We start from the raw sequence: 26186 nt of genomic DNA, 5'->3' as shown, positions 1-26186 counted from the left end.
ATGCGCTACTACAACAACTACCGTTACACGGAGTGTTTGGGCGGCTTGTCTCCGAACGAATACCGAAGAGCTGTATAACAAGAAAGATACCTTAGCACGTCATCCGGGCTAAGGTATCTCAATGAACTAATTTTTGTTTTTTTAACTGTCTACTTGACAGGGAGCGGTTCAGACTAATGTTGGGCTCCTCTCTTTTAACCTCTTGAAATATCCCCCTGTAACGTCTCAGGAAGACCCTCCAATGGCGCTACGGACAAAACCGTCAGCCAGATCAAGTCTGTGCTGAGCTTCCGTTACGTCCACACCTGCCATCAGCATGACGATTGCCGTTTTTACATGACCGTCTGCACCGGTAAAAGCCTCTTCAATATCCGCTTCATTTGCTCCGGTTGCCAGATGGATCATGCGTTTGGCCCGATGGACAAGCTTTTCGTTCGAAGGGTTCAGATCGACCATGAAATTACGGTAAACCTTGCCCAGACGAATCATGGCGGTAGTGGTGAGCATGTTCAGAATCATTTTCTGGGCGCTGCCTGCCTTCATACGTGTTGACCCCATGACAACCTCCGGGCCGACAACCGCCTCAATACTCACATCAGCCAGCAGGGCCATTGGTGTGCCTGCATTATTACTCAGGCTGATCACCGTAGCTCCGATCTCCTTGGCGTGTCTCATCGCACCCAGCACATATGGTGTTCGTCCGCTGGCGGCAATGCCAACCACGACATCGTTTTTGTCTAAGCCATGTTCATCAAGGTCTGCAGCTCCCAACGCCTCACTATCTTCAGCACCTTCCACTGGGTCCTTCACTGCCCGGAAACCACCTGCAATAATACCCTGCACCATGGAGGGCGGGGTTCCGTAGGTGGGCGGGCATTCCGAAGCGTCAAGAATACCCAATCTTCCACTGGTACCTGCACCCACATAAAATAGTCTGCCACCTGACTGAAAGGCATCTACAATCCGGTCGGCAGCCTGTGCGATGACAGGAATGAGTGGTTGAATTAACTGCGCAATTCGTTGGTCTTCGCTATTAATCAGTTCCATAATTTCTGCCGAAGGCAGTTCATCTATATGATCCGTTAGTGGATTGGGTTGTTCTGTTATTAGTGAATTCAGCATGTGATTCATCCGTATGGCCTCCTTCTCTCTTTCAAAATGATTCATTTATGGAACAGCGTTTTCTTGCCAGTTGTGCTGCGCCAACCGCTGGAGCGGGGGCATCTTCACGATATACAAAGTCCAACTCTCCATAATATCCGGATAACTTCTGGATAAATGTATTTCGGAAAAGTGCAGCGTATCGAAACAGTGATCCGGACAGGACAACCTGAGTGGAGGCAAATTCGGGATGACGGGCAACCAGCGCTTTGGCGGTATCCGCCAATTGTGAGGCTTCGTCCATAATCAGTGCCCGGGCGGCCTCATCTCCGAGTTCAGCTGCTTCCATAGCTAGGCGGGCGATGGATGCGGTCTCGGTTTTGCTCCAATCCGTCTGATACACCCGCGTCTTTAGCTCCGGTATATCCCGAAGGTTCAGATTCTTTAGAAGAAGCGGGGTTAAACGGGTCGGAGGAAGAACCCCGTCATAACTCTGCATAACCACTTGGAGTACACGCTGCCCAATACGATAGCCGCTCCCCTCATCTCCGAGCAGATGACCCCAGCCTCCTGCACGGTATCGCTCTCCTTCCAGCGTAAATCCGTACACGATAGACCCTGTTCCAGAGATGCATAATACCCCATGCGTATGTCCGAGAGAGGCCATCAGAGCAATCTCTCCTTCGGATACAACCCAGACTGGACAGCCTTCTGATGCATGTCGATTACGACTTTTCATATAGTTTTTTACTGCTTCGGCTATAAGTTGCCGTTCTTGGATCGTATCTACACCTGACATACCAAGGCATATACCCTCACAATTTGTCGATAAATCACTTATTAGATTAAATAGCTGTTCCAGCACTCGTTTTAGTTCGGAAAGGGCCTGTTCAGTTGATACGCTGTGAGGGTTCGTGGGACCGCCGCTGAGTCGGGCGAGAATTTCACCAGATTCAGAAATGATTGCTGCATCAGTATTGGTACCGCCTCCATCTACGCCTACATATACTCGCAAAGTGGCTCACCTCGCTTGCTTGGGTTTTCTTTTTACATAGTATAGTGGCATAAAAAGAAAAAGTAAAATTAAATTTTATAATAAAAAATAATGTTGAATTTTTATTTTACAACTCATATAATGAATTCAATCTACAATTTTGGAAGGAATTAATACTGTTAATGTTAACTAAGTTGACGTTAATATTGCATTTAAGAGATTTAGCCTGCGTACTGGCAGGTCCAATCTACAGGGGAGGTGCTTTTCCTTACTGCCGCGTTTATAGGTGGATGCCGTTTGAAGGCTGGATGATCTCAAAGGGGTAGCATGGTTAGGCAATGAGGCAATGGAAGAATCGGAAGAAAACACGCGAGGGAGATGAAGGGATGAAAAAGAAGGGTCTGGTATGGACGATGTTGTTGATGATGGTCTTGGTTACTGCGTGTGGGAATAGCGGGGGTGCTGCTTCAGATGACCCAAATGCTGACGATACGGTAACGGTATGGACCTATCCTGTACATGGCACATATGAAGATGAACTGAAGGATCTAATCTCTGATTTCAATAAAGAACACCCGAACATTACCGTCAAGACGGAAATGCTCTCCTGGGCGGAAGGGCCCAAAAAATTCGATGTCGCTTTGAATGCGGGCAACCCGCCGGATCTTTACTTTCATAGCGTAGACGGAACATATGTGAATACGGGATTGGCACTTGAGCTGGACAGCTACCTGACACCTGAGATCAAGGACGACTATCTGCCGGGTACGCTGGACTTAGGCCAGATTCAGGGGAAACAGTATGGCCTGCCGTTGTATCAATTCCAATGGGCTTGGGGTGGCAACAAACGCATTCTGGAGGAAGCAGGCATTGACTGGAAATCCATTCAGCAAAATGGCTGGACCTGGTCCGAATTCAACGATGCTGCTGCCAAGCTGACCCAAGCGCTGGATGGTGGGGCCAAGCAATATGCACTGGTTACCGACGGAACCTCGCTTGACTTCATTGAAATGTTGTCCCGGAACAACGGCATGATTGATGTTCTCGACAAAGACGGAACGTTCCAATGGAATGATGGTCGCATTCTGGATACCCTCTCTTTTATCAAAAATCTGATGGATCAAGGGTATATGCCGAAGGAAACGGCGGCTCTCGCTCCGGCAAAACGGACGGATATGTTCTACGCGGGGGAAACAGCGATCATCTCCAAAGCGATTCCTTATTATGATGTGATGATTCAGAACCGCAACAAGGACATCGATGATGGCAAGGTGCAGGGAGAGAAGATTGATTTTGTCCTTCTGCCTGTACCGCATAATGACGATCAACCTGCGGCCACAACAATGGGCGGCGAAGGGTATGTAGCCTTCAAACAGAAAAAGGACAAGGGCGAACAGCATGCCAAAAATACGTTCCTGGTAATGGAGGCGCTTAGCGGTGCCAAAGCAGGGAACTCGGCCAATGAACTGGCGCTTCCATTCGTAAGACAGTCCCAAGTGGAACTGTTTAAAGGGAAAGAGCTTGGTCAACCAGATAATCTGGCTGCTGCAAAAGTCATGGCAGAGAATATCGCGATGCCGGTTGTACTGGAACTGGATATCGACAAAGCATCCCAGCAAAAACAATTCAAGGAACAAGTTGTGAAGCCAAACATCCAGGCGCTGTTCTCGGGTGAGAAAACACCGGAGCAGATCGCAGAAGACTTCAAGAGCAAAGGCCAGCAGATGTTTGGACAATAACTCGGACAATCAAACATAACGTAAAACCACACTGATTAGGAGAGGAGGATTCGCCATGCAGACCGCCCTTGCGCCAAAACCGTCAGTGACCCGGACTTCCCGGGTTGCCCGGTTTTGGCGGGACTACGGGTGGGCGTATTTGTTCATTTTGGCGCCTGTCCTGCTGTTTCTCATTTTCACACTTTATCCCGTACTAACAGCTCTTGTGATGAGCTTTCAGAAATACAACATTATGAACTCAACGTGGGTTGGATTGGATAACTACGAGCGTTTGGTGAAAGATGAGACGTTCTGGAAGTCGATTAAAAATACGGTGATCTTCACCGTAGGCACAGTCCCGGTCAATATTCTCATTACATTTGTACTGTCCTATTTCATCTTTCAGATGAAAAGCAAATGGCAGACTTTTTTCAAAGCTACCATGTATCTGCCTGCGGTAGCCTCCGGGGTAACCATCTCCATTGTATGGCTAGCGATCTTTGACCCGACGGATTCGGGGCTGCTCAACCGTTTTCTCGGCTTGTTCGGCCTTGATCCGGTGATCTGGCTGGGCCAGTCGGGAACGGCACTTTTTTCCCTCATTCTGATGAACTGGCTCGGATCGCACGGAGCGGGCATTATTCTGTATTTGGCAGCCATGGGTGGTATTCCGAAATCGCTGTACGAAGCGGCGGATATTGATCATGCCAGCGGCTGGACCCAGTTCAGCAAGATTACATGGCCGCTGCTCAAACCAACGACGTTGTATCTGCTCGTTACAGGTGTGATCACGTCTTTCCAGGTGTTCATCTCGGTATATCTGATGACGCAAGGTGGACCGAATTTTGCTACAACAACGATTGCCTACCTGATCTACGAAACTGCATTTAAGTTCTATGAATTCGGATTGGCTTCGGCACAGTCGTTTGTATTGGCGGTTATCATCATAGTCATCTCCGTCATTCAGTTCAAATATTTCTCCAGCGATATTGAGTATTAGAGGTAGTTCAAAACACGTACGATTAGAGCATTTTGGGAATAAGCATCCGGGGGTGAATGTAATTCATGAAATCAACACAGAAAAAGACACTGCTCGTCTTTGCATCCATTCTGCTGGTGGGCTGGGCGCTGGTGACGGTCATTCCGATGTATTGGATGCTCGTCGGTTCGGTGCAGGATAGTGCGATGTCGGCTTCGTTTAAACCACAGATGATTCCGGAGCAGTTGTCGTTATCACCATATGAGCGCTTTTTTGCCAAAACCGATGCCTGGCGCTGGCTGTACAACTCGCTGCTCATCTCGATCATCTTGACCGTAACAAATGTATTCTTCGCCTCCCTGGCGGGATATGCATTTGCCAAGCTGAAATTTCCGGGTAGTCAGGCTGTGTTTTGGACCCTCCTGGGAACCATGATGATTCCGGCACAGGTGACGCTGATTCCTTTGTATATTCTGATGGTCAACGTGTTTGACCTGGGGGATACGTATACGGCCATTATTCTGCCTGCTGCCGTTAGCGTAGGGAACATATTCTTGATGAAACAGTTCATGTCTACGCTGCCCACATCGCTGATCCATGCGGCGCGTATCGATGCCTGCAGCGAGTTCGGTATCTTCTGGAAGGTGATCCTGCCGATGGCAAAGCCGGGAATCGCGGTACTGGCGATATTCACGTTTGTGGCTTCGTGGAATGAATTCTTCTGGCCGTTCCTCATTACCAATTCCAACGAGATGCGTACCATTCAGGTGGGGCTGGCCTCCTTTGTATTTGCCGAATCAACGGACTTCGGCGCAATGATGGCTGGGGCAACAATAGGTGCGCTGCCCATGATCATTCTGTTTTTCTCACTGCAACGTTATTTCCTGCAGGGTATTACGATTGGTGCAGTAAAAGGTTAATTCTAATATATGTTCAACTAAACATTTACACTATAACGGAGAGGACAGAAATAACCTGAAGAAGCGAAGGCGTTCGCCTAAAAGCTTTCTGAAAGAAAGCTACATCGGAAGCTTAAGCTATCACCGGATTTCCCCTTTTTATAAAGGAATCAAAGAAATCTGGGGATAACAGCGATCGGAAGGTTATTCTGTCATCGGAGTGCCAGTGTAAGGATTCGTTAGTTGAACTTATATAGTTCAGGACAAGTGACAACGTAAAGGGGGATCTACCTATGGCACGCGTGGAGTTTCGCCAAGTGCGCAAAGAATTCAAAGACGATCATAAAGGAACGTTCACGGCTGTGGCCGGCTCGGACTTTGTTATAGAGGATAAGGAATTCGTAGTGTTTGTGGGTCCTTCGGGCTGTGGCAAAACGACGTCATTGCGGATGATTGCCGGACTGGAGAAGCAAACGAGCGGTGATATTGTGATCGGTGACCGGCTTGTTAACGATCTGCATCCGAAGGATCGGGATATCGCGATGGTGTTTCAGGATTATGCACTCTATCCGCATATGACCATCCGTGAGAATCTTTCTTTTGGCCTGAAAAATCTTAAAAAGCCAAAGTCCTATATAGATGAACAGGTGCAGAATGCGGCCTCCATTCTGGGACTGGAAGCGATGCTGGAGCGCAAACCACGCGAGCTGTCTGGTGGTCAGCGCCAGCGTGTTGCGGTGGGACGGGCGATCGTCCGTGATCCGCAGGTGTTTTTATTCGATGAACCACTGTCCAATCTGGATGCCAAGTTGCGGGTACAGATGCGGGTGGAGTTGGGCGAACTGCATAAACGTCTCGGTGCCACGATCGTGTACGTGACACATGATCAGGTAGAAGCCATGACACTTGGGGAACGCATCGTGGTCATGAATCATGGAGATATCCAGCAGGTGGCTTCACCGAAAGAACTGTATGCGAGTCCGCGGAATATGTTTGTTGCCGGATTTATCGGTTCCCCAGCGATGAACTTCATTGATGCGCGGATTGAAGGCACGCAGGTTGTCATCGAGGGGGCATCATTCACCTTGCCAGCAGATGTACTCGCTCGTCTTCAGAGTCATCAGGGCAAACCGGTGATTATGGGTCTGCGTCCAGAGCATATTTTTGGTGATGATGTCGCTCCGAATATCCCGACAGACCACATGCTGCAGGCGCGAGTTCAAGTTGTAGAACATCTGGGCTCCGAGAATTTGGTGTATTTCCATTCCGGTGCCCGTACCGTTACAGCCAAGGTTCACCCGGAAACACATGCTTATGTAGGTATGGACAAGAATTTTGTGCTGGACCTGCGTAAGGCGCACTTTTTCGATCCAGAGACGGAGCTTGCGATTGGACGGAAGTAAGAGACGAAGTCGGGCGAAGAAGGAACGGTGAGAAAGGGGAGAATAAAAATGCGTAAGCTGAGTGAAGTATTGATTAAGTCGGGCGCGGAAATCTATCGGGATATTATTCCGGTGGCCTTGTACAGTGTCGTTAGCTCCATCGTATTGGTTCCCATTCTGATGTTTGCTCCATTGCCGATCGCAGTGCTGCTTCTGGCCTTGATATATATGCCCATCTTGTTCGGGGTTTGTTATGCCGTACATCACAGATTGGAACGTAAGGAACGGCGCAATGGACTTAAGGATATCTGGATCGGAACGTGGAAGGGAATAATCCCGGGAGGATCGGTGGGCGTGCTTTTCGCGGTACTTGGTTTCATTCTATGGTCAACCTGGTGGTATTACGGTGGACAGGGTGGAATTACGGGTACAGCAGTGAGCGTGTTCCAGACATTCTTTGTTCTCATGGCGCTGATGTCACAGTTCTATACCTGGCAGCTTGTTTTACAAAAAAACATGGGCATCGTTCAGGCGATGGGGGAAAGTGTAAAGCTGTTCTTCCGTCACCCGGGGTACACGATGGGCGCTTGTTTTCAGGCCATGTGCCTGACTGCTTTGCTGATGCTGACTGTCGTTGGTTTCGGAGCACTGTTTGGAGGGATGTTTGCCATCTATCAGCATAAGGTTGCTCTTAATGTGCTGGAGCCTGAAGAAGAGCCTGTCGTAACAGGCGGTAACGATCACCAGCATACAGGCTGGATCAGCCAGGGGAATGTGTGATGGGCCAGTTGAATGGGACCGAGCAGATTCCGGCTGTAAAAACGGGAGTTGATCTTCTGTCCGGAGGGCTATCGCATCCATGGATAACGGGTAATCGAATCGGTCTAATTACAAACCCGACTGGTATTACAGCGGATTTTGTATCGACAATAGATGTGTGCGCCGGACTGGCTAATGCCGAGCTTACAGCGCTCTATGCCTGTGAGCATGGACTGGATGGAGAACTTCAGGCGGGTGTCAGATTCGGTGACATGCTTCATCCACGTCTGGACATTCCGGTGTTCAGCCTGTATGGAGATTACAAGAAACCTACGCCTGCAATGCTGGCTGGAGTGGATACGGTGCTGTTCGACATTCAGGATGTGGGCATCCGTTATTACACGTATGCCTCAACCTTGTTCCATATGATGGATGCCTGTGCTGGAGCAGGCAAACGCATACTGATTCTGGACCGCCCCAATCCGCTGGGTGGAAACGTTGTGGAAGGCGGTGTGCTGAACGCGGGGTATGAATCACTCGTTGGCGCTTGGCGTGTACCTGTACGTACCGGATTGACGATAGGTGAACTCGCCTTGATGGTCAACAGCGAGATGGATGTACCTTGCGAATTGGACGTGGTTGCCATGGAAGGATGGCAGCGCTCCATGGAATTTGCGGATTGTGGGCTTCCCTGGATGTTGCCCTCTCCCAATATACCCACGCTGGACAGTGTGCGGGTATATGCGGGTACGTGCCTGTTCGAAGGCACTAATGTATCGGAGGGCAGGGGCACGACCCGCCCGTTCGAGTGGATTGGAGCCCCCTGGGTTGAGGGGGAGCGTTTGGCGGAACGATTTCGGGAATACAGGCTGGAGGGAGTACATGTGCATCCAGTGTACATGTCGCCAACATTCTCCAAACATGCAGGTGAGCTGTGTGGTGGTGTAAGGATTTTTGTAACGGACAGCAGGAAATTCCGGGCGGTAGAGACAGGGTTGGTGCTTTTGCATGAACTGGTGTCACTCTATCCGGAGCAATTCTGCTGGCTGGAGCCACCAGAGCGGGGTTCAAGGTACTTTATCGACCTGCTGGCAGGGGGGAAGGAAGTCAGGGAAACCATTCATGACCGTGCGGAATTCATTCGTTTAATGGAAGTGTGGAATGTACAGGCAGCGGAATGGAAGGAGCGGCGAAAGCCGTTTTTGTTATATGAATGAACGGATGTTTGTTAGCGGAGGGAGGCATGAAATGAGTGAGTGGGCCAAAAGAGTTATACCAGACGAAGCTGAAACAGATGACCATGCGTGAGAAAGTTGGGCAAATGCTGCTTTGTGGCTTTCATGGCACTGAAGCTGCTGGCGATGTGGAACTCTTTCTCCGAAAGTATCCAATCGGTGGCGTGATCTATTTTGCGCGTAACGTTGAGACGCCAGAGCAGGTAGAGCGGTTATCCTCAGGGCTACAACAGATTGCCAAAAGTAGGGGTAATGTGCCGCTCTGGATCTCCATTGATCAGGAGGGTGGCATGGTTGCTCGAATTACCGAAGGGATCGCCTTGATGCCTGGACCAATGGCCATTGCCGCTGCAGGTTCCATTGACGATGCATATCAGGCGGCATATATCAGTGGATTGGAGCTGAAGTCCATGGGTATTAACATGAACTTTGCTCCGGTATTGGATGTGAACAATAACGCCGCCAATCCGGTCATCGGTGTGCGGTCATTCGGCGAATCTCCACAATCCGTTGCAGAATATGGGGCCAAGACCATTGCGGGAATACAGGACGCTGGGATTGCAGCGACAGCCAAGCACTTCCCGGGGCATGGGGATACGGATACCGATTCCCATCTGGACCTCCCGATTATCACTCATGATCGTGAACGGGTAGAACGCCTGGAGTTGATTCCATTCCGAGCGGCTATCGCCGAAGGTGTCGATGCCATGATGTCGGCGCATATTTATTTCCCTGCACTGGAGCCAGAGCGTCTGCCCGTAACGCTATCACAAACCGTATTAAGCGGTCTGCTTCGCCAGGAGCTGGGTTATGAGGGCATGATCGTGACAGATTGCATGGAGATGGATGCCATTGCCGTGAATTATGGTACTGTCGATGCAGCCGTAAAGGCGGTAGAGGCCGGGGCAGATCTGGTGTTAATTAGCCATACGGCCAAGCTTCAGGCAGAGGCATTTGAGGCGTTGTTAGCAGCTGTGGGGAGCGGACAGATTAGCGAGAGACGTATTGATGAGTCGGTGAATCGTTTGCTGATGTACAAGGCAAAACGTGGTTTACTGGAGAGTGGAGTGGGCTGCGCAAGTGATGATGAAGTGAATATGGTAGTATCGAATGCATCATTGCCAAAGGCATCAAACGCGCCTGCTCTATCCAGTTGGTCGGAGCGCAACAGTTCATTACACCAAGAGGTTGCCCGCCGTATTAGCGAGAATAGTATCACACTGGTGCGCGATCAGCTGAATATGCTGCCTTTGAAGCCGGAACGCACACTGGTCATAACGGTTGCCACGTCCGTGACGACAATTGCCGACGAACAGCTGACTCAGACGTTCACCTTGGGCTCAGCTTTATCCATTTATGGACTGGATGTTGTCGATCTGATGGTCACGCCCGAGGAAGTTGCCATTCGTTCCGCCCGTCTGCTTCAGGCAGCGGAAGCAGATGACATTCGGCAGATTGTGGTGGGAACCTACAATGCGGGAAGCCCCTCCGGCGATCCACAGTGCAGGCTGATTGGTTGGATACAGCAATTGGGCAAACCACTGGCTGTTGTGGCATTACGAAGCCCCTATGATCTGCTGGCGCTTCCGGATGCCCAAGTCTATGTAACGGCTTACGAGAGCCGGCCACTTGCCATGGATAGCGTCGCTCAGGCGCTGATGGGGCGTATTCCTTTTGCGGGGAAACTTCCTGTAACGTTAAAGCAGACAGATGATGAAAGAGCAGATGTCTCCTAGGCAGTGATAAGAATATGAGATAATCTGCCTTTTGCAGGATGGAGAAGAGATGAATTGTGGGTTGAGCGAAACGGAAGTGTGAGTCGTTAAAATGAAAACATATACAGCACAAAGAGACGATCCTTTAAAGGACCGTCTCTTTGTGCTGTATATAAGCGATTAATTATGGATTATTGCAATTGCAGTGCTTTGGCTGTCTGTGCCTCAACTTCATCCAAAAGTGAAGTCATGTCCATACCTGCATGGTTGCCGAGCAGGATAATGGTGATATCATCGGACAGATTACGTGAAAAGGCTGTGGCAAACCCGCCACCACTACCGTTGTGGAAGACGGTACGGTTGGTGCCATTCTCTTTGAGAATCCAGGCGTAGCCATAGTTTTTATCGGAGTAGGGCTCATACATCTGTTCAATCGTATCCTGGCTTAGAATCTTGTCCGTATACAACGCACGATCCCATTTCAGCATATCGTCCACCGTGGAATAGATGGTTCCTGATCCGGATTGAGACACATAATAAGGGGCAGTTACCCATGCATTATCTTGTTGAACAAAACCACTAATTGTATGCACTTTACGGGAGGCCTCTCCCGAATTCTTCATACCAAGTGGTTTCAGTATCGTCTGCTGTACGTAGTCGGCATAACTCATGCCAGATACCTGTTCAACGACGTATGCAAGTAAAACATACCCGCTGTTGCTGTACAGATAGGCACTTCCTGGTTCAAACTTCAGCGTTTTGTGGCGAATCTCCTCTACAGTCTCTTCCATAGAAGTTCCTTCGCCCCGACCAAATGCGGATGGCAGACCTGAAGTCTGAGATAAGAGCATGTGCAGTGTGATCTGATCTCCCTTCGGTATACCTGAGATGTACTTGGAGATTGGATCTTGCACATTAATCTTACCCTCCTCCACGAGACTCAGAATGGACGCGGCCGTGAAGGATTTGCTCAGCGATGCGATTCGGGTCTTCTGATCCGGGCGATTTAGCGTCTGTTCATCGGCAAGTCCGTAGCCTTGTTTTAGCAGAACTTCACCATCCCGGGCAATCAGCGCCATACCTGGATAGTTGATCTCGCGCAGATATGTATCTACGCTTGCAACCTCGCTATTCAGCAAGCTGACTTGATCAGTGACCATATTTACATTCATCTTACCTGTAGCTGTGCGTTGGACCTTGATGTCTGCCTTGATTGCATTAGCCATGGCCCGGACAGGGACCATCAACGTACCGTTAACGGTACGTGAATTCACACCTGTAGTCAGATCGACCTTGTTTACTTTAATGGAATTGCTGCCAGCCTGATGAATCAGCTTGTCTCTTCCAACGGTAATGGTAGCCGTCTTGGTGCGATTATCCCATTTCAACGTGCCTTTAATCGATGTGACCACATCCCGCAGTGGAACAAACGTTGAGCCTTTGATTATAAGTGGTTCGTTCTTCCAGGATTGTTGCTCACCATTCACTTCAATGTGAACTGCTTGCGTCGCCTGCGCTGCGGATGCTGTAATACCAGCTTGTCCCAGAATCGGGCCTGCACACAGGATGAGCGCTAACAGAATACGGAACATGGATGAATATAACGTGGAAATACGTTGTCTTTCATTTGACTTGCGTAAGATTTGAATCCTCTCCTTCCAATCGTTTCATGAATAGCCAGCTTATGAGCATTGTAAACGATCTCGCGTAGAGGGTCAAAATGATTAAGCGGATATAATCCATATCATCTGATCAGATCATTTAAATTAAATTTGTACTAATTTAGTATCTATACATAATATTTTTACGGCGATTGTCCGATAAAAGGATGGGTGAAGATTATGATGGGGGATAGTTAAATGAAGAAAAGGATTCGAAATTGGTTTACTTTAAGCGTAAAAAAACGCCTGATCGCTGCATTGCTCCTGTTTCTGATAGTACCGAGCATTACCGTAGGATGGTTGTCTTATCAAAAAGCTGCTGACCAGGTTAAAATGGAAATTATTCTTTCCGCACAGGCCAAAACAGAAATGCTTAGTCTGCAGATAAATCAAATGCTGGATATGGAGAAGGATAACGCAGCGCAGATGGCTGCGGGTATTACTTCAAACGATATTATTAATAAATCCCCTGCACTTCAAAGGCAGATGGATCGGATGTCTCAGAATCACAAGGAATTGGGTGTACTCACCGCAGGTGCCGAAGATGGCAGCTGGATGAAGTCCCCTGAATCCGAGGAACAGAATTATGATCCTCGAGAACGTTCATGGTATAAGATGGGTATGTCCCAGGATGAACCGGTAATCTCGGATACGTTCCAGTCGGCTTCGACGGGCGAATGGGTTGTGACCGCAGCGGTCAAGCTGGCTGATGGCAAAGGGGTATTCGGGGCCAATGTCAGTCTCAATCATCTGAAAGAATCCGTTGATCAGATACGTATTGGTAAAGAAGGCAAACTGTACATGCTGGATAACGGGGGTAAATTCCTGTTCCACTACAATATTGAATCCGGTACACAGTCAGATGAAAGCTACATTAATGAGATGTACACACAGGAAAGCGGGACCGTAAAGTATACATATGATGGTCGTGAACTGGAAGCTGTGTATTTCACTAATCCGGTGACAGGCTGGAAGATTGTTGGTGAGATGGTTCCTTCCGAAGCAAGTGAAGCCGTAATGCCTATTTTGATCCGTGCAATTACAATTGTGGCCTCTGCATTGGTTATTGGATTGATTCTGCTTATATTCATTATCCGCAGCATTCACCGACCATTGCTGCAATTAACGCAGGCAGCATCCAAAGTAAGCGCCGGGGATCTCACCGTTCGGGTAGGTTTACAGCGCCGGGATGAGTTCGGACAGCTCGGGGAAAGCTTCGATATGATGACGACCTCACTCCGTAGTGTGCTTGGAGAAGTACATGATACGTCCAGCCAGCTGGCGGCGTCTTCTGAAGAACTGATGGCAAGCTCCGAGCAGACATCCAAAGCCACAGAACAGGTGGCTGAACTGATGCAGGATGCAGCTGCGGGAACGACTTTGCAGAACAATAGTCTTGCTGCTACAGGTCAACTCGTGGGCGAAATGTCCATTGGAGTCAAAGAGATCTCATCAAGTGCTGAAGACACCGCTCGTATCGCTCTGGATGCTTCCACCAAGTCGGAAGCGGGTATGGTTACCGTAGAAGAAGCGGTTACCCATATTCAACAGGTGAATGATGAGAGCAAAGCCATGTCTGTGGTCATTGAGGATCTGCGCGCGAAAAATGAAGAGATTCTTGTGATTGTGGCCGAGATTACGGCCATCGCCAAGCAGACGAACATTCTCGCTTTGAATGCATCCATTGAAGCTTCAAGAGCTGGCGAGCAAGGGCGAGGATTCGCCGTTGTAGCCAACGAAGTGAAGACACTCGCTCACAGTTCAGGCGCTTCAGCCGAGCGGATTAATGAGCTTATGCATGAGATGCAGGAGAAAACAAATGCAGTGCAATCCACTTTTGCCCGTACGGGAGAAGGTATGGTGAAGAGTTCGCAGATGGTTACAGAAGCGGGCGAAGCATTCCATAACATTCGTACTGCGGTTCAATTGGTAGCTGCACAAGCTGGAGAAGTATCCGCGGCATCCCGCCAGATTGACGGAGGCATGGGTCATGTCAACAAGGCAGTGAATGATACGATGGTTCTGTCAAACCGAATTGCTGCTGGAACGGAAGACGGATCGGCTGCTGCCCAAGAGCAGCTGGCCACCATGGAAGAGGTCGCAGCATCGTCGGCAGCATTGTCACGTATGGCTGAAGATCTGCAAAGCATGATTGAACGGTTTAAGTTGTAACAGTGATTGAACTGGGACAATGAGTAAGTGATAGAAACGTAAGGAAGGTGCTGAAATGTCCTTTCTGCGATGAGACTGCAGGGTTGCGACCCTGCGGTCTTTTTTTCTGTTGAACAAGGGGAGTCCGTTATGTCTTCACACACAGCATCCTTTTCAGTTATGTTGACATATAATAAACAAAATTATATTATGTCTATAAATAAACAAACATAAATATAAAATAACGGTTGGAATGACCATAACAATGATAAAAAGGAGCTTTACCATGAAATCATCGGAATCCTGGTTGCAAACAGCTTCATTGGAAGAGATCAAGCGTGGTTATATGGAGGAGGGGCCCTCCTATATATGTGTCTGCTGCGGATACAGGACGGAAACGGGGATTATCTATCCTGAAGAAGGAGTGCTCTATGAGGCAGTCCGTTATATGCGAGTGCATATTGAGAAGGTTCATGGATCGGTATTTGAATATTTGCTAGAGTTGGATAAAAGCGTAACCGGATTGTCCGATGTCCAGCGGGGCTTGTTGGCACAATTCTATGAAGGCAAGAAGGATGCTGAAGTACAGAAGGCCCTTGGTATCGGGAGTGCCTCCACGATTCGGAATCATCGGTTTGTATTGAAGGAGAAGGAACGGCAGGCCAAGATATTCCTGGCATTAATGGAACTTCTCAAAAGCAAGGATACCCAGGCTCCTGCCGAATGGGTGTCGCCGGTGACAAGACATGGACATACGATCCATCGTGATTCATTTGATATTACAGAACAGGATCGGGAAAAGGTGCTGAACAAGTATTTTCCAGAGGGTACCGGCGGTCCACTGACGACGTTTCATATGCAGCAAAAGCATAAATATATCGTGCTCACCGAAATTGCCAAACGATTCGAGACAGAGCGCAAATATACCGAAAAACAGGTCAATGTGCTGTTGAAGGAAGTTCATGATGATTACGTGGAAATACGGAGGTATCTTATCGACTATGGTTTGCTCGAACGTGAGCCAGACGGCAGTCAGTATTGGCTGAGAAGCAACGCAGATCAACAGAGCGCCGAAGTTGGAAAACAGGGACGCAAAGAAAAGGGGGAGCAGGAGAAGATGAACCGTCGCAAAGAATTGCAGGAACAGGCCAAAGAGGTCAAAACGGAAGCGGGCGTCTACCAGATTCGGAATGAACGTAACGGCAAAGTTTATATCGACAGCACACTTAACCTGAAAACCATTAACGGACAACGTTTTATGTTACAGATGGGTAGCCATCTGAATCGAAGATTACAGGCTGAATGGAATGAATATGGAGAGAATGCGTTTGTGATCGAGGTGCTGGAGACATTGAAGCAAGACGATAACCCGTATTACGATCCCAAAGATGCACTCGCCAAATGTCTGAACCGCTGGTTTGAACAGTTAGAGCCGTATGGAGATCAAGGGTACCACGGAGATAAAAAGCCATCTGCTGAATAAGCGGGACATTTTCCTCTCTAAAATGCCTGACCTTTTATAACCCAAAGCCCCTTTGCCATCATCTTGGCAAAGGGGCTCTTGATGTTACAGACTACTTGTTATATAAGTTGGACTAATCTTTTGCACGATAACAGCGATTGGAAGGTTGTTCTGTCATCGTAGTGTCAGTGTAATAATCTTTCAACGATTACAGCTTGAATTGTTCCACTAGCTTCTGCAGCTTGTGAGCCAGATGTGCGAGAGAGTCAGCAGAGGAAGATATCTCCTGCATGGAAGCCACTTGCTCCTCCGTAGCAGCGGAGATGTTCTCTGTTCCATCGGCATTGGTTTCCGATATGGCGTGGATCTGATCAATGGATTGCACCACTTCGGCTGTACTTGCAGACATCTGCTGTGAGGCAGCTGCAATGTTCTCAAGCTGATGATTGACGACCCCGACAGCCTGACTAATCTGGGCAAAAGCTTCATCTGCAAACTGCACGGCGCGAATGCCGTTGCTTACATCCTGCTGCCCAATCTGCACATTGTGATTGGCCATTGCAATCTCCTGTTGAATTGCTCCAACCATCTCTACAATCTTCTGGCCGGATAGGCTGGATTGCTCCGCGAGCTTGCGAACTTCGCTGGCAACAACGGAGAAGCCGCGTCCATGCTCACCTGCGCGAGCTGCTTCAATTGAAGCATTGAGAGCAAGCAAATTGGTCTGTGCAGCGATGTCTGTAATGACAGAGACCATCTCACCAATGGATGTGGAATGCTGTTCAAGTCGTCCAGCAGTATCTGCCATACCTTGTACAAAGCGACTAACGGAATCCATCTCGGATACGGCTGTCTGCATGGTAGCGTTCCCTTTATCCGCGAGCTCACTTGCTTGCATGGCGGCCTCAGATACTTGTTGTGTACTGTTCGTTACCTGTCCCACACCTCCAGCAAGTTCATTCATCTGCTGTGCCGTATGTTTCAGGCTGCTTGCTTGTTTCTCAAGTCCAGCTGCGGATTCTTCCGTAATCAAGGCAACTTGCTCCGTTGCTTTGGTTGTTTCGGATGAATTGACTGCCAATTGTGTTGAAGAGGCGGTTAACTCGTCAGCCGTGTGTCGCACGTCCTGAATAACGGTTCGCAAGGATTCACTCATTTTATTGAAGCTGGTGCTGAGCTTGCCGAATTCATCCTGTCCTAGTACAGCAACCTCGATGGTGAGATTACCATTACTTATTTCGTCAGATGCCTTCACCAAGCGGTTCAGCGGTTTGGTGATCGACTGCACAATCCAGAAAATAATGATGGAGCTTACCGCAATTGCAATCGCTACAACAATAAGCGTGGTATAGAGGATCGGACGGACAGATGCCGTCACTTCCCCACTGTCAATGACACCAACCACGGTCCAGCCTGTCGTTTCATTGGTGGAAAAAAAGGCGTGTTCCTGGTTTCCATTTAGCGTATAGGTCAGACTTCCGTTTTTCTGTGCAAAAATATCTTTATAGGGTGCCATGGTTCCTTCGGTCCCCGGTTTTTCGGTAGGATGTACAATGATTTTATTGGCGTTATCAATGATATAGATATAACCCTTCTCGCCAATCTTGGTGGAATTAACCGTCTTGGAGAGGGCTTCAAGCGACAGGCTGACAGAGACGACACCATGGCCATCCGCTGAGGTCTGAGCTACCGAAGCAACAACATTGCCGGTATTGCTTGATATGTAGGGGGTGATTACGGTAGGAACATCTTTGTTCTGCGTAGCAGCCTGATACCACGGGCGTTCGCGCGGGTCATATCCTTCTTTGTTCACCGCAGTTACAGGGGAGTTAATATACACGCCCTGGTCCGTGCCGATGGAGGCAAGTTCCACGTCATCATGGGTTTCCTTATACGCGTCGAGCAAGGTACGGATGGTCTCCGTTTCGTCACCCTGATTGGGACCGACATTGCCTGCATCCAGCTGACTTGCCAGGAAATCCACATTTTTGCGTGTTGCACCAATGATCTGATCAATGGTCTGATTGAGCACAGTAACACTGCTGATCGCATTCTCATACATTTTCTCTTCGACCTTGGCATCGGCTGTTTGGAACGAGATAATGCCTAGACTGATTGTTGGAATGAGTAGCACGATGGCAAATGACAAAATCAATTTCTCTCTCATCTGCAGCGTTCTTTTGGCCCCTTGTTTACGAATTTTTTTCATACACATTCCCCCTCTGTGTAACCCATCCCCATCTAGTGGACAAGCCCATCTGGTAAAAGATATTCAATTCCATCCTTTCCAGAAGTTTCTGGTGCTATCGTATGACAAATTTCGCGTTTTTTCAACATATTTTATGAGTTTTGCGAAAATATTTTTTTGATTTTTTAGGTATTTAGGATTACATCTGTTCTATAAAAAACTAATCTGTCTCTCCCTTAGTGCACATCTTGTGGTATATTTCTGAATTAATGTGAAGTGAAGAATGGACCTGGATGGATCTACATCCATATATATCGGTTTATGGGGACAGAAATTGGAGAGGGGTTGTACGGCAGTTGGACCAAAGTACACTACAGATATCTGGACAGGAGAACATGGAAGAGGTCCAGGATCAGGCTACATTCATGCAGGGGGTCAAAGATTGTATCCCAACCCTGCTTGGCTATTTGAGTATTGGCTTTGCGGCGGGTGTCATTGAAATGACCGCAGGTCTGAGTCTGGCGGAAACGGCTCTGCTCAGCCTGATACTATATGCAGGATCAGCTCAGTTCATTGCAGCAGGCATGCTCGCATCGAATGGATCAGCACTAGCCATCATGTTCACCATATTTTTTGTGAATCTTCGTCATTTGCTGCTCAGTGCAGCTGTATCACCGTATTTTCGACATCTGACCCCGCTTAAAAATATGTGGATTGGTTCACTGCTTACCGATGAATCTTTCGGTGTGGCGATGACACGTGCCATTGGCAGGGAAAGGCTCAGTGAACGCTGGATGCATGGTCTGAATATTACCGCATACCTGAACTGGTTCGTAGCCAATATGGCGGGAGCGTATTTTGGACGCTGGATCACCAATCCCGAACGATTGGGTCTGGATTATGCACTTCCAGCGATGTTTATTGGGCTGGTTGTACTCCAGTTGGTGCATCGCAAAAATAAAAAATTACACATTAATGTGGCGATTATCGCCGTGGTCTGTGTAATCTTCGCCAGTATGGCTTCACTTGGCAGCATGAGTGTTATTGTGGCTGCGGTCATTGCGGCAACGATGGGAGTGTTTATGGAACGATGGAAGTAAGATGGGATGTATTCTGGATTATTATGGGTTCGGCGTTGTTAACATTTATCCCGCGTGTACTGCCACTGATGCTGTTCAGCAAGATACAGATTCCAATGTGGTTGTTACGCTGGCTTGAATATGTACCCGTAGCGGTTATGGCAGCGCTGATTGGTCAGGAACTGTTCATGTCGGACAACCAGTTAGTGCCGATTGCGCACAATGCTGCTCTGTGGGCATCCCTGCCTACGATTGCAGTAGCTATTTGGACACGCAGTCTGCTGGGAACCGTATTGGTCGGTATTGTGGCTATGATGATACTGCGATATTGGATCGGATAATTGCCAGGAGACTCACAAGATGGCGACACTCAGTGATGAAAACGCTATTTTCTATTGTGACCGAAAAGGATAAAATGGAGACTGAGGTGTTCATTGTTTCCATTTTGCACAAGAGGAAGGAACGATTTCAATCATGAGTACAAGTCCATCCGTTATATTGTTTCAGGGAGATTCGATTACAGATGGGGGAAGATCACGCAATGATGATCCGAATCATTTTCTCGGACACGGATATGCGTATCTGATCTCCAGCAAACTGGGAATGGAACTCGCGGGCAAGGATAAGACGTTCTATAACAGAGGCATCAGCGGGGATCGGGCATCGGATCTGTACGCACGCTGGAATGAGGATACAATTAGTCTGAAACCGGACCTGATCAGCATCCTGATTGGGGTTAACGATGCCTGGCGCACGATGAATGGTGAACCTAGCGGGGTGACGGATCGTTTCGGACGGGCGTATCGCCATTTGCTCGGAGAAACTCGGGAAGTGATGCCGGATACAGGGCTGATTTTGATGGAACCGTTTATTCTGAGAACCGGAGCAACCGCGGAGAAATGGGAAGCCTGGGAAGAGTATATCGGTCAATATCAGAAACTGGCCCAAGGTCTTGCTGAGGAATTTGGAGCTGTGTGGGTGCCATTGCAGCAGACGTTTAATGACGCTCTGAAACAGGCGGATGCAGCGTACTGGTTATGGGATGGCGTACACCCAACCGCAGCAGGTCATGAGCTGATTGCACGCCAATGGTTGTCTGTTGTACAGAATTCATCGCTTGCGATTGTGTAACCAACGAATACTTAAGAATATGAGATAGCCATAAAAAGCCTGTGGTGACAGGCCGAATACAACGGAGAACCTGACGAAGGTTCTTCGTTTTTTTTGGGGTTAGGAAGGAGAAGGAAGTAACGTCGTGGAAAGGGTTCTAATGGATAATTCTTCAAAAGTGCTATCATATCCGGTAAAGTGAAATCGATTACATTATAATATGGGCATGACAATCCATTAACGAAGAGTGGTGAATTCGGTGGAAGATTCCATTCACGAAGTCGAAAATGAAAATATAAACCAACGTGGAAATGAGAGCAAAGCCGTGAGCCCCCTAAGTGCTGACAGACTCTTGGAGAAGTTATCCCGGCCTGAATTGGCTACGCTATACACGGACTTGAAGTCATATGGTGAACGCGCTTTGATTGAACCCATGCCTTCTTTAACGTTCCGCTTATACCGTCAGTTCAGCGAGACGGGTGAGCGGAAAGCCTATGAGCAGGCTTATTTCGATCGAAGGGGCAGGCTGGCTGCTGTGGCGATGCTCGCCTTGGACACGGCTAGGCCGGATACACTGCAAGCGCTGGAAGAAATGTTGTGGGACGTGTGTGGTGAGTATACGTGGTGTTTGCCCGCACATCTGGGTACGGGAGAGGTCGATCAGGTGAATGGAAACATTGATCTGTTCGCCGCAGAGACAGTACATATGCTGGCCGAGATTGTGACCATTCACGCCGAGCGGCTGGATCGTCTTGTCATAGAACGGATCAGGTCTGAAGCAGAGCGGCGAATCTTCGCCCCGCTTTACCGGAATCAGCAGAAGTTCCACTGGCAGACAGCGGATCACAACTGGTCGGCGGTCTGTGGTGGCTGCTGCGGCATGGCCGCATTGTTGCTGTCGGAGGATGAGACCACGCTGAGGGAGTCGATCTCCCATACGGTCAGCTGTATGAACGCATTCCTGAGCGGTTATGGCGAGGATGGCGGCTGTGCTGAAGGCATTGGATATTGGGTATATGGATTTGGTTATTTCACCTATTATGCCGAGATGCTTCGTGAGTACAGTGAGGGCGAACTGGATCTGCTGACAGGTTCCAAAATAGCAGCCATCGCAGCCTTCCCGCTGCGAGTTCATCTGTCGGGCGGCACATTCGTGAATTATTCGGACAGTGCCGAGCAGGAAGAGATCCCTTCCGGATTACTCTCCCTGCTCGCATCCCGGGTGGGGTTGCAGGTGGATCTGCCGCTTCATATTCCACTGCTTACCGATGATCCCTGTCATCGCTGGGCTCATCTGTTGCGGAACGTGATGTGGAGCGATCCGGCAGTGTATGGTGATGAAGGTGCCTCTGCGCAGGCTGAACGGGGGTTTATTTTTCAAAATCTGGGCTGGATGATTGCAAAGGGAGCGCTCGATTCGCCCAATAAAAAATGTACGAATGGCACACCTCTTCATGTAGCGATTTCCATTAAAGGCGGGCATAACAATGAACCTCACAATCATAATGATCTGGGTCAGTTCATTATCCATTGCGGTGGTGAGAATATTCTGTGTGATCCCGGAGCAGGGTTGTATACCCAAGCGTATTTTGCGCCAGGCAGAGAGCAACTGTTCCACATCTCATCATCCGGTCATAGCGTGCCGCTCATTGAAGGCCAGGAGCAATGCTCCGGTCGGCAAGCACAGGCCCATGTGTTAGAGGCAAAGCTGGCAGAGGGTGGCGGTGAGCTGAATGCAACAATGGATCTAACATCCGCATACTCTGGGGCAGCTTCACTGGCTCGTTATACGCGCCAATTCCATTGGAAGATGGCTTCTGGCGGTAGCAGGAATAGAGCAGAATTGCGCCTCATTGACCGTTTTCAATGGAAGAGCAGGATGGTGTCTTCAGCTGAACGATCATCTTCGGTGGACGATTCAGATTCACATGCAGAGTGTTCAAGTGTTGTGGAACGATGGATGAGTAGAGTACAGCCTGAGGTGGTGAAGAGTGGTAATCTTCGCTGGCAAGGTGTACATGGAACGGTCCATATGACGTATGATGCGAACCAGTGGCAGGTATTTACGGAGGCTATGAAAACAGTTGATCATGACAATGTTCCCGTCACATTCTATCGAACGTCACTATCATGGACAGGTGTGATTGATGAGACGGATGTTGGGATAGAAAGTCCTAATCCGCTTGAAACGGAATGTGAGGTACGCTTCATCATTGAACCGAAAATGGGAGAAACCGAGGTGAGCATGCGTGAGTAAATATACATCTGCGTCCACGTATCCATGGAAAGATGAACTCGAACGTTACCGTACATTGGCAGAACAAGCGGGCCCCCCTCCGGCAGACGGATGGAATAGGGTGCGCAAGTTGGCACTTGTTGAAAGTGTTGTTCGCGCTTACACACCATATCAGGACAGTCAGGGTGCAATTATCGACCCGTTCTCTGGTGTGGAGAGGTATTATTCTACACCAGCCTATGCGATGGCTGCGGCAGTTCTGGTTGACGCGGGACGTACAGATCTGCTGGATTCCGCAGCGGTAGCCCTGTCACAGAGCATTGATGCCGTGGTCAATGGTAGCGCACCTGACAATCACCCTGATTTTTTTCCGGTGCTCATGATGAGAGCTTACATGTTGTTGAAGTCATATCTGCCGGAACAGGCGAAGATCTGGGCTGAGGCACTCAAGACGATCCATCCTGAACAAGATTATGTATTTACGATGAGCAACATGAATAACCCCAATCGGATGATTAACTGGAATGCCATTATGATCTCCGGCGAATATTTGCGGTGGCGTGAACAGCTGGCGAGTGAGGATACAGCGTGGATGGATCGTTATCTGGAAGCCTATCATGTACCCCGATTTACGGCACTCGGCTTGTATCAGGATGGACCGCTGGACCGTCCGAATTGTCCATTTTCCTATGATATTGCCACCCGTTATCACCTTGGGGTGATGCTTGAGGCGGGTTACGAGGGAGCCACTGCCAATACGTTACGTGAGCAGCTGCGCCATGGTGCCTTCAGCTCGTTACTGACGCTCTCGCCGCTAGGTGAGATTCCACCGCGTGGTCGCAGCTCCCAGCATCAGTGGAATGAAGCGGCGGCGGCTTATGTATGTTCTACACATGCAACGCAGGCTCTGGAGGCGGGTGATCCGGTGATGGCGGGTGCTTTTGCACGTGCGGCCAATCGGTGTTTTGCTGCTGTTGAGCGCTGGAAGATGGAAGATGGACGTTTGAAAATCGTGCGCAATGAATACGGGCCAGAAGATCGGCACGGGTACGAAATCTATACCAACCACACCTGTTACAACCTGTGGACGGCAGCAGCGCTGGCCCACGCTTGTCTCAATGATCCGGGAGAGGATGTGGGCGAAGTGTACCTTCCTTCCGAACTCGGGAGTAGGGTTTTGCAGGCCGATGGGTGGTTTGAAACTGTGATTGCTTCCGTACCTGGTCAGCAACTGGTGTTACACACGGCGATGAATGATCCGTATACGATCCCTGGTTTGGTACGGATTCAGCAGACGGGGTTACCTGGTCTGATTGGTCCATCCGCTGCCAGTCATGTTCAGGCCGGATTCACGGAATTTGCCGAAGGGTCGGTCCATCCGCTCAGCTACTGTCCTGCCTGGAAGACACCAGATGGGGTATGGCACAGTCTTGCAGAGGGGATTCCATCCGGTGGTGCATATGATCGGGATGTTGGATTAGACCCTGCACAGGGAGGAGGTTCCATTGTGTACGAGAAGGTGGACCGTAATACCCGGAATCAAGTGGAGCAGCATCTGGCGGAAAGAGCGGAAGAAGATGGCGTAAATGCCTTGGAGAATGCTTTTGCCGTGACATGGGTCGGTCCATTATACGGGATTGAAACATTGCGTACTCATTATGTGCAACAGGCAGACTTGCTGACCATAACGTATGAATTCGAGGGTGAGATTGCGGCGGCAGGTGCACTCATTCCGTTGATGTTCCATGATGGTCGTGAACAGGCGGTGATTACCCATACGAATCATAGCGTACGAACGGAGTATCGCGGGGCCTATGTAGAATCTACAGCGCTGGATCAGGGGGCCACTATTCATCTGAAAGAGCAAGTCGTGGCTTCCCGTAATGGGTTGCTGAAAGAAGCGCGGATTGAAGTAAACGGAGCACGTAGTCTGTCATTGACGATCCGATTGGGTGAGGTTACACATGAAGGAGTTCAGGTCGAGGATCATTAGATCTCGAAACATCTCGAATCATAGTTAAAAGTGTTATTTGTGGATGATTAGTGATATTTAACTGATAGATATAGTAGTTACGGGATACGACGCTATAGATAAGTTGAGGATGAGCTGGAGCATCAAGCATAGGTGTCCGGTATTGAACCGAGGAGGGATACGTTCATGAATACATCAACGTCGGTAAAATGGCTCGAGGAAGCGTGGCAACAGGGGGCTGCCAAGACAATTCGGAATGCAAAGCGGATCAAGGATACTTTTCCACACATTGCCCCCCAGGGGACGTATGACCGGAATGATCCGGAATGGTGGACAGCAGGTTTCTGGCCTGGATTGTTATGGCTGGTCTATGGGGATGCGCCGGAAAGTGAAGCGGTCGCTCCGCTAAATCGTATTGCCGAAAGCTGTGAGCGGCAACTGGAGGGTTGTCTGCGTGATCCCGAATCGGTGGATCACGATCTGGGGTTCATCTGGCTGCTTAGTGGCGTAGCCAACTACCGCCAGACGGGCAGCATGGATGGACGGCGGCGCGGCATGCTTGCCGCCAACCTGCTCGCTGCCCGGTTCCACGTGCGCGGTGAGTTCATCCGCGCCTGGAACTTCAGCTCGTCAGCAATGGATACGCGCGGCGTAGCCATCATTGACAGCATGATGAACCTGCCGCTGCTCTACTGGGCATCCGAGCAGAGCGGCGATCCTCGCTTCCGCTGGCTGGCGGAAGCACATGCGGACACCGTGGCCCGCGAATTCATCCGCGCTGACGGGTCCATCTGCCACGTGGTGGAGTTTGATCCACACACGGGGCAGAAGTTGCGAGAGCATGGCGGACAGGGCCATGCTCCAGGTTCCGCCTGGGCGCGGGGTACCGCCTGGGCGTTGCACGGGTTTGCGCTGTCTTTCCGGTATACGGGCGAAGCCCGATATCTGGAGACAGCGGAGCGTGCGGCCGATTTCTTCCTCGCCATGCTTGGCGAAGAGATCGTGCCGGTGTGGGATTTCCGCGCACCTGCGGAGCATCAGGTGGCGTGGGACTCGTCCGCTGCGGCGATTGCCGCGAGCGGGTTGCTTGAGCTGGCGAAGCTGTCGCCGCGCGGGGAAACCTATGCCGCCGCGGGAGAACGTATCATCCGCGGTTTGCATGAGCACTATAGCTCCGGCGACTCGGCAGCGGAAGAAGGTTTGATCATGCAGGGAACGGTGCATTACCCGGAAGGGCGAGGGCTGAATGTGCCGATTATATACGGCGATTATTTCTATATGGAAGCGCTGGCGAAGCTGCGTGGACATGCGGGGTTATTTTAACCCTAAGTTGTCAGAATTCCCTCACTTCTAAAGTGATGGGATGAATGGCAACGCTCTTCCCTTTTGGATTAGCCCAGGCTATAATATAATTGTTCAGTCGTAATATAAAAAAAGGCTGTGATATATGTGGAATTAGACTCTAATAATCATTCAGTGTTCTCGCTTCATTATCATCTTATTCTAGTCGTAAAGTATCGGAGGAAAGTAATAAGTGATGAAATA

General features: G+C 49.4%; 21 protein-coding genes. 17 read left to right on the top strand and 4 right to left on the bottom strand.

Annotated elements, in window-relative coordinates; genetic code table 11:
* Complete coding sequence (locus J7E78_RS30150; protein ID WP_397330622.1) at positions 1-78, top strand: IS3 family transposase; 78 nt, start codon at positions 1-3, stop codon at positions 76-78.
* A 147-nt stretch (positions 79-225) separates the two neighbouring features.
* On the opposite strand, the gene murQ is transcribed toward J7E78_RS30150, so the two are convergent.
* Complete coding sequence (gene murQ / locus J7E78_RS28820) at positions 226-1131, bottom strand: N-acetylmuramic acid 6-phosphate etherase (RefSeq protein WP_215080274.1); 906 nt, start codon at positions 1129-1131, stop codon at positions 226-228.
* Positions 1132-1153: 22 nt separating this feature from the next.
* The gene (locus tag J7E78_RS28815) at positions 1154-2116 is read right to left on the bottom strand and encodes an N-acetylglucosamine kinase (RefSeq protein WP_215080272.1); all 963 of its coding nucleotides are present in this window, start codon (positions 2114-2116) and stop codon (positions 1154-1156) included.
* 365 nt (positions 2117-2481) lie between these two features.
* Between J7E78_RS28815 and J7E78_RS28810 the strand changes: the two genes are divergently transcribed.
* From J7E78_RS28810 to nagZ, 7 genes are all read left to right on the top strand, one after another.
* Positions 2482-3834: an ABC transporter substrate-binding protein gene (locus J7E78_RS28810; protein WP_215080270.1), complete on the top strand. Its 1353-nt coding sequence runs from the start codon at positions 2482-2484 to the stop codon at positions 3832-3834.
* A 55-nt stretch (positions 3835-3889) separates the two neighbouring features.
* A complete protein-coding gene (locus J7E78_RS28805) occupies positions 3890-4813 on the top strand; it encodes a carbohydrate ABC transporter permease (RefSeq protein ID WP_215080267.1) in 924 nt (307 codons plus the stop codon).
* A gap of 65 nt (positions 4814-4878) precedes the next feature.
* Positions 4879-5712, top strand: a complete 834-nt coding sequence (locus J7E78_RS28800; protein WP_215080265.1) for a carbohydrate ABC transporter permease — start codon at positions 4879-4881, stop codon at positions 5710-5712.
* 272 nt (positions 5713-5984) lie between these two features.
* Positions 5985-7094: an ABC transporter ATP-binding protein gene (locus J7E78_RS28795; protein WP_215080263.1), complete on the top strand. Its 1110-nt coding sequence runs from the start codon at positions 5985-5987 to the stop codon at positions 7092-7094.
* A gap of 48 nt (positions 7095-7142) precedes the next feature.
* The gene (locus tag J7E78_RS28790; protein WP_215080261.1) at positions 7143-7853 is read left to right on the top strand and encodes a hypothetical protein; all 711 of its coding nucleotides are present in this window, start codon (positions 7143-7145) and stop codon (positions 7851-7853) included.
* Positions 7853-9049 (top strand): DUF1343 domain-containing protein, encoded by a 1197-nt coding sequence (locus J7E78_RS28785; protein WP_215080259.1) that lies wholly within the window; start codon positions 7853-7855, stop codon positions 9047-9049. The genes J7E78_RS28790 and J7E78_RS28785 overlap by 1 nt, the downstream gene beginning before the upstream one ends.
* Positions 9050-9084: 35 nt before the next feature.
* Entirely contained in the window at positions 9085-10803 is a 1719-nt protein-coding gene (gene nagZ, locus J7E78_RS28780; protein ID WP_215080257.1) for a beta-N-acetylhexosaminidase, read from the top strand.
* A gap of 170 nt (positions 10804-10973) precedes the next feature.
* On the opposite strand, the gene J7E78_RS28775 is transcribed toward nagZ, so the two are convergent.
* Positions 10974-12374 carry a serine hydrolase gene (locus tag J7E78_RS28775; protein WP_215080255.1) on the bottom strand — a complete coding sequence of 467 codons (1401 nt, stop codon included), beginning with the start codon at positions 12372-12374 and terminating at the stop codon, positions 10974-10976.
* Between the two features lie 267 nt (positions 12375-12641).
* Between J7E78_RS28775 and J7E78_RS28770 the strand changes: the two genes are divergently transcribed.
* Positions 12642-14615, top strand: coding sequence for a methyl-accepting chemotaxis protein (locus J7E78_RS28770; protein ID WP_215080253.1), 1974 nt, complete (start codon positions 12642-12644; stop codon positions 14613-14615).
* Between the two features lie 265 nt (positions 14616-14880).
* Positions 14881-16077, top strand: coding sequence for a DUF2087 domain-containing protein (locus J7E78_RS28765; protein ID WP_215080251.1), 1197 nt, complete (start codon positions 14881-14883; stop codon positions 16075-16077).
* Between the two features lie 187 nt (positions 16078-16264).
* Here the strand turns inward: J7E78_RS28765 and J7E78_RS28760 are convergent, their stop codons facing one another.
* The gene (locus tag J7E78_RS28760) at positions 16265-18265 is read right to left on the bottom strand and encodes a methyl-accepting chemotaxis protein (RefSeq protein WP_215080249.1); all 2001 of its coding nucleotides are present in this window, start codon (positions 18263-18265) and stop codon (positions 16265-16267) included.
* A 374-nt stretch (positions 18266-18639) separates the two neighbouring features.
* Here J7E78_RS28760 and J7E78_RS28755 point away from each other — a divergent pair, with 374 nt between their 5' ends.
* From J7E78_RS28755 to J7E78_RS28725, 7 genes are all read left to right on the top strand, one after another.
* Entirely contained in the window at positions 18640-19344 is a 705-nt protein-coding gene (locus J7E78_RS28755; protein ID WP_251035329.1) for an AzlC family ABC transporter permease, read from the top strand.
* Complete coding sequence (locus J7E78_RS28750; RefSeq protein WP_215080247.1) at positions 19335-19664, top strand: AzlD domain-containing protein; 330 nt, start codon at positions 19335-19337, stop codon at positions 19662-19664. The genes J7E78_RS28755 and J7E78_RS28750 overlap by 10 nt, the downstream gene beginning before the upstream one ends.
* Before the next feature lie 133 nt (positions 19665-19797).
* Positions 19798-20454 carry an SGNH/GDSL hydrolase family protein gene (locus J7E78_RS28745; protein ID WP_215080245.1) on the top strand — a complete coding sequence of 219 codons (657 nt, stop codon included), beginning with the start codon at positions 19798-19800 and terminating at the stop codon, positions 20452-20454.
* 238 nt (positions 20455-20692) lie between these two features.
* Positions 20693-22690 carry a heparinase II/III domain-containing protein gene (locus J7E78_RS29910; RefSeq protein ID WP_215080243.1) on the top strand — a complete coding sequence of 666 codons (1998 nt, stop codon included), beginning with the start codon at positions 20693-20695 and terminating at the stop codon, positions 22688-22690.
* Positions 22683-24662: a glycosyl hydrolase gene (locus J7E78_RS28735; RefSeq protein WP_215080241.1), complete on the top strand. Its 1980-nt coding sequence runs from the start codon at positions 22683-22685 to the stop codon at positions 24660-24662. Before J7E78_RS29910 ends, J7E78_RS28735 begins: the two co-directional genes overlap by 8 nt.
* Before the next feature lie 165 nt (positions 24663-24827).
* Positions 24828-25964 carry a glycoside hydrolase family 88 protein gene (locus tag J7E78_RS28730; RefSeq protein ID WP_215080238.1) on the top strand — a complete coding sequence of 379 codons (1137 nt, stop codon included), beginning with the start codon at positions 24828-24830 and terminating at the stop codon, positions 25962-25964.
* 126 nt (positions 25965-26090) lie between these two features.
* Positions 26091-26186: transposase (locus J7E78_RS28725; protein WP_215080276.1), on the top strand; the 96-nt coding region annotated here is incomplete at its 3' end.

This window comes from Paenibacillus polymyxa, assembly GCF_018614975.1.
Classification (GTDB): domain Bacteria; phylum Bacillota; class Bacilli; order Paenibacillales; family Paenibacillaceae; genus Paenibacillus; species Paenibacillus polymyxa_E.
Note: the sequence above shows the minus strand (reverse complement) of the source record. Positions and strands in the feature narration are given on the sequence as shown.

Bases quoted from the DNA above. Each gene is read 5' to 3' on its own strand.
- J7E78_RS28790 (WP_215080261.1), top strand. From the start codon at position 7,143: ATGCGTAAGCTGAGTGAAGTATTGATTAAGTCGGGCGCGGAAATCTAT.
- J7E78_RS28800 (WP_215080265.1), top strand. From the start codon at position 4,879: ATGAAATCAACACAGAAAAAGACACTGCTCGTCTTTGCATCCATTCTG.
- murQ (WP_215080274.1), bottom strand. From the start codon at position 1,131: ATGAATCACATGCTGAATTCACTAATAACAGAACAACCCAATCCACTA.
- J7E78_RS28760 (WP_215080249.1), bottom strand. From the start codon at position 18,265: ATGAAAAAAATTCGTAAACAAGGGGCCAAAAGAACGCTGCAGATGAGA.
- J7E78_RS28795 (WP_215080263.1), top strand. From the start codon at position 5,985: ATGGCACGCGTGGAGTTTCGCCAAGTGCGCAAAGAATTCAAAGACGAT.
- J7E78_RS30150 (WP_397330622.1), top strand. From the start codon at position 1: ATGCGCTACTACAACAACTACCGTTACACGGAGTGTTTGGGCGGCTTG.
- J7E78_RS28755 (WP_251035329.1), top strand. From the start codon at position 18,640: ATGGAAGAGGTCCAGGATCAGGCTACATTCATGCAGGGGGTCAAAGAT.
- J7E78_RS28765 (WP_215080251.1), top strand. From the start codon at position 14,881: ATGAAATCATCGGAATCCTGGTTGCAAACAGCTTCATTGGAAGAGATC.
- J7E78_RS28745 (WP_215080245.1), top strand. From the start codon at position 19,798: ATGAGTACAAGTCCATCCGTTATATTGTTTCAGGGAGATTCGATTACA.
- J7E78_RS28775 (WP_215080255.1), bottom strand. From the start codon at position 12,374: ATGTTCCGTATTCTGTTAGCGCTCATCCTGTGTGCAGGCCCGATTCTG.
- J7E78_RS28730 (WP_215080238.1), top strand. From the start codon at position 24,828: ATGAATACATCAACGTCGGTAAAATGGCTCGAGGAAGCGTGGCAACAG.
- J7E78_RS28810 (WP_215080270.1), top strand. From the start codon at position 2,482: ATGAAAAAGAAGGGTCTGGTATGGACGATGTTGTTGATGATGGTCTTG.
- J7E78_RS28750 (WP_215080247.1), top strand. From the start codon at position 19,335: ATGGAAGTAAGATGGGATGTATTCTGGATTATTATGGGTTCGGCGTTG.
- J7E78_RS28785 (WP_215080259.1), top strand. From the start codon at position 7,853: ATGGGCCAGTTGAATGGGACCGAGCAGATTCCGGCTGTAAAAACGGGA.
- J7E78_RS28770 (WP_215080253.1), top strand. From the start codon at position 12,642: ATGAAGAAAAGGATTCGAAATTGGTTTACTTTAAGCGTAAAAAAACGC.
- J7E78_RS28805 (WP_215080267.1), top strand. From the start codon at position 3,890: ATGCAGACCGCCCTTGCGCCAAAACCGTCAGTGACCCGGACTTCCCGG.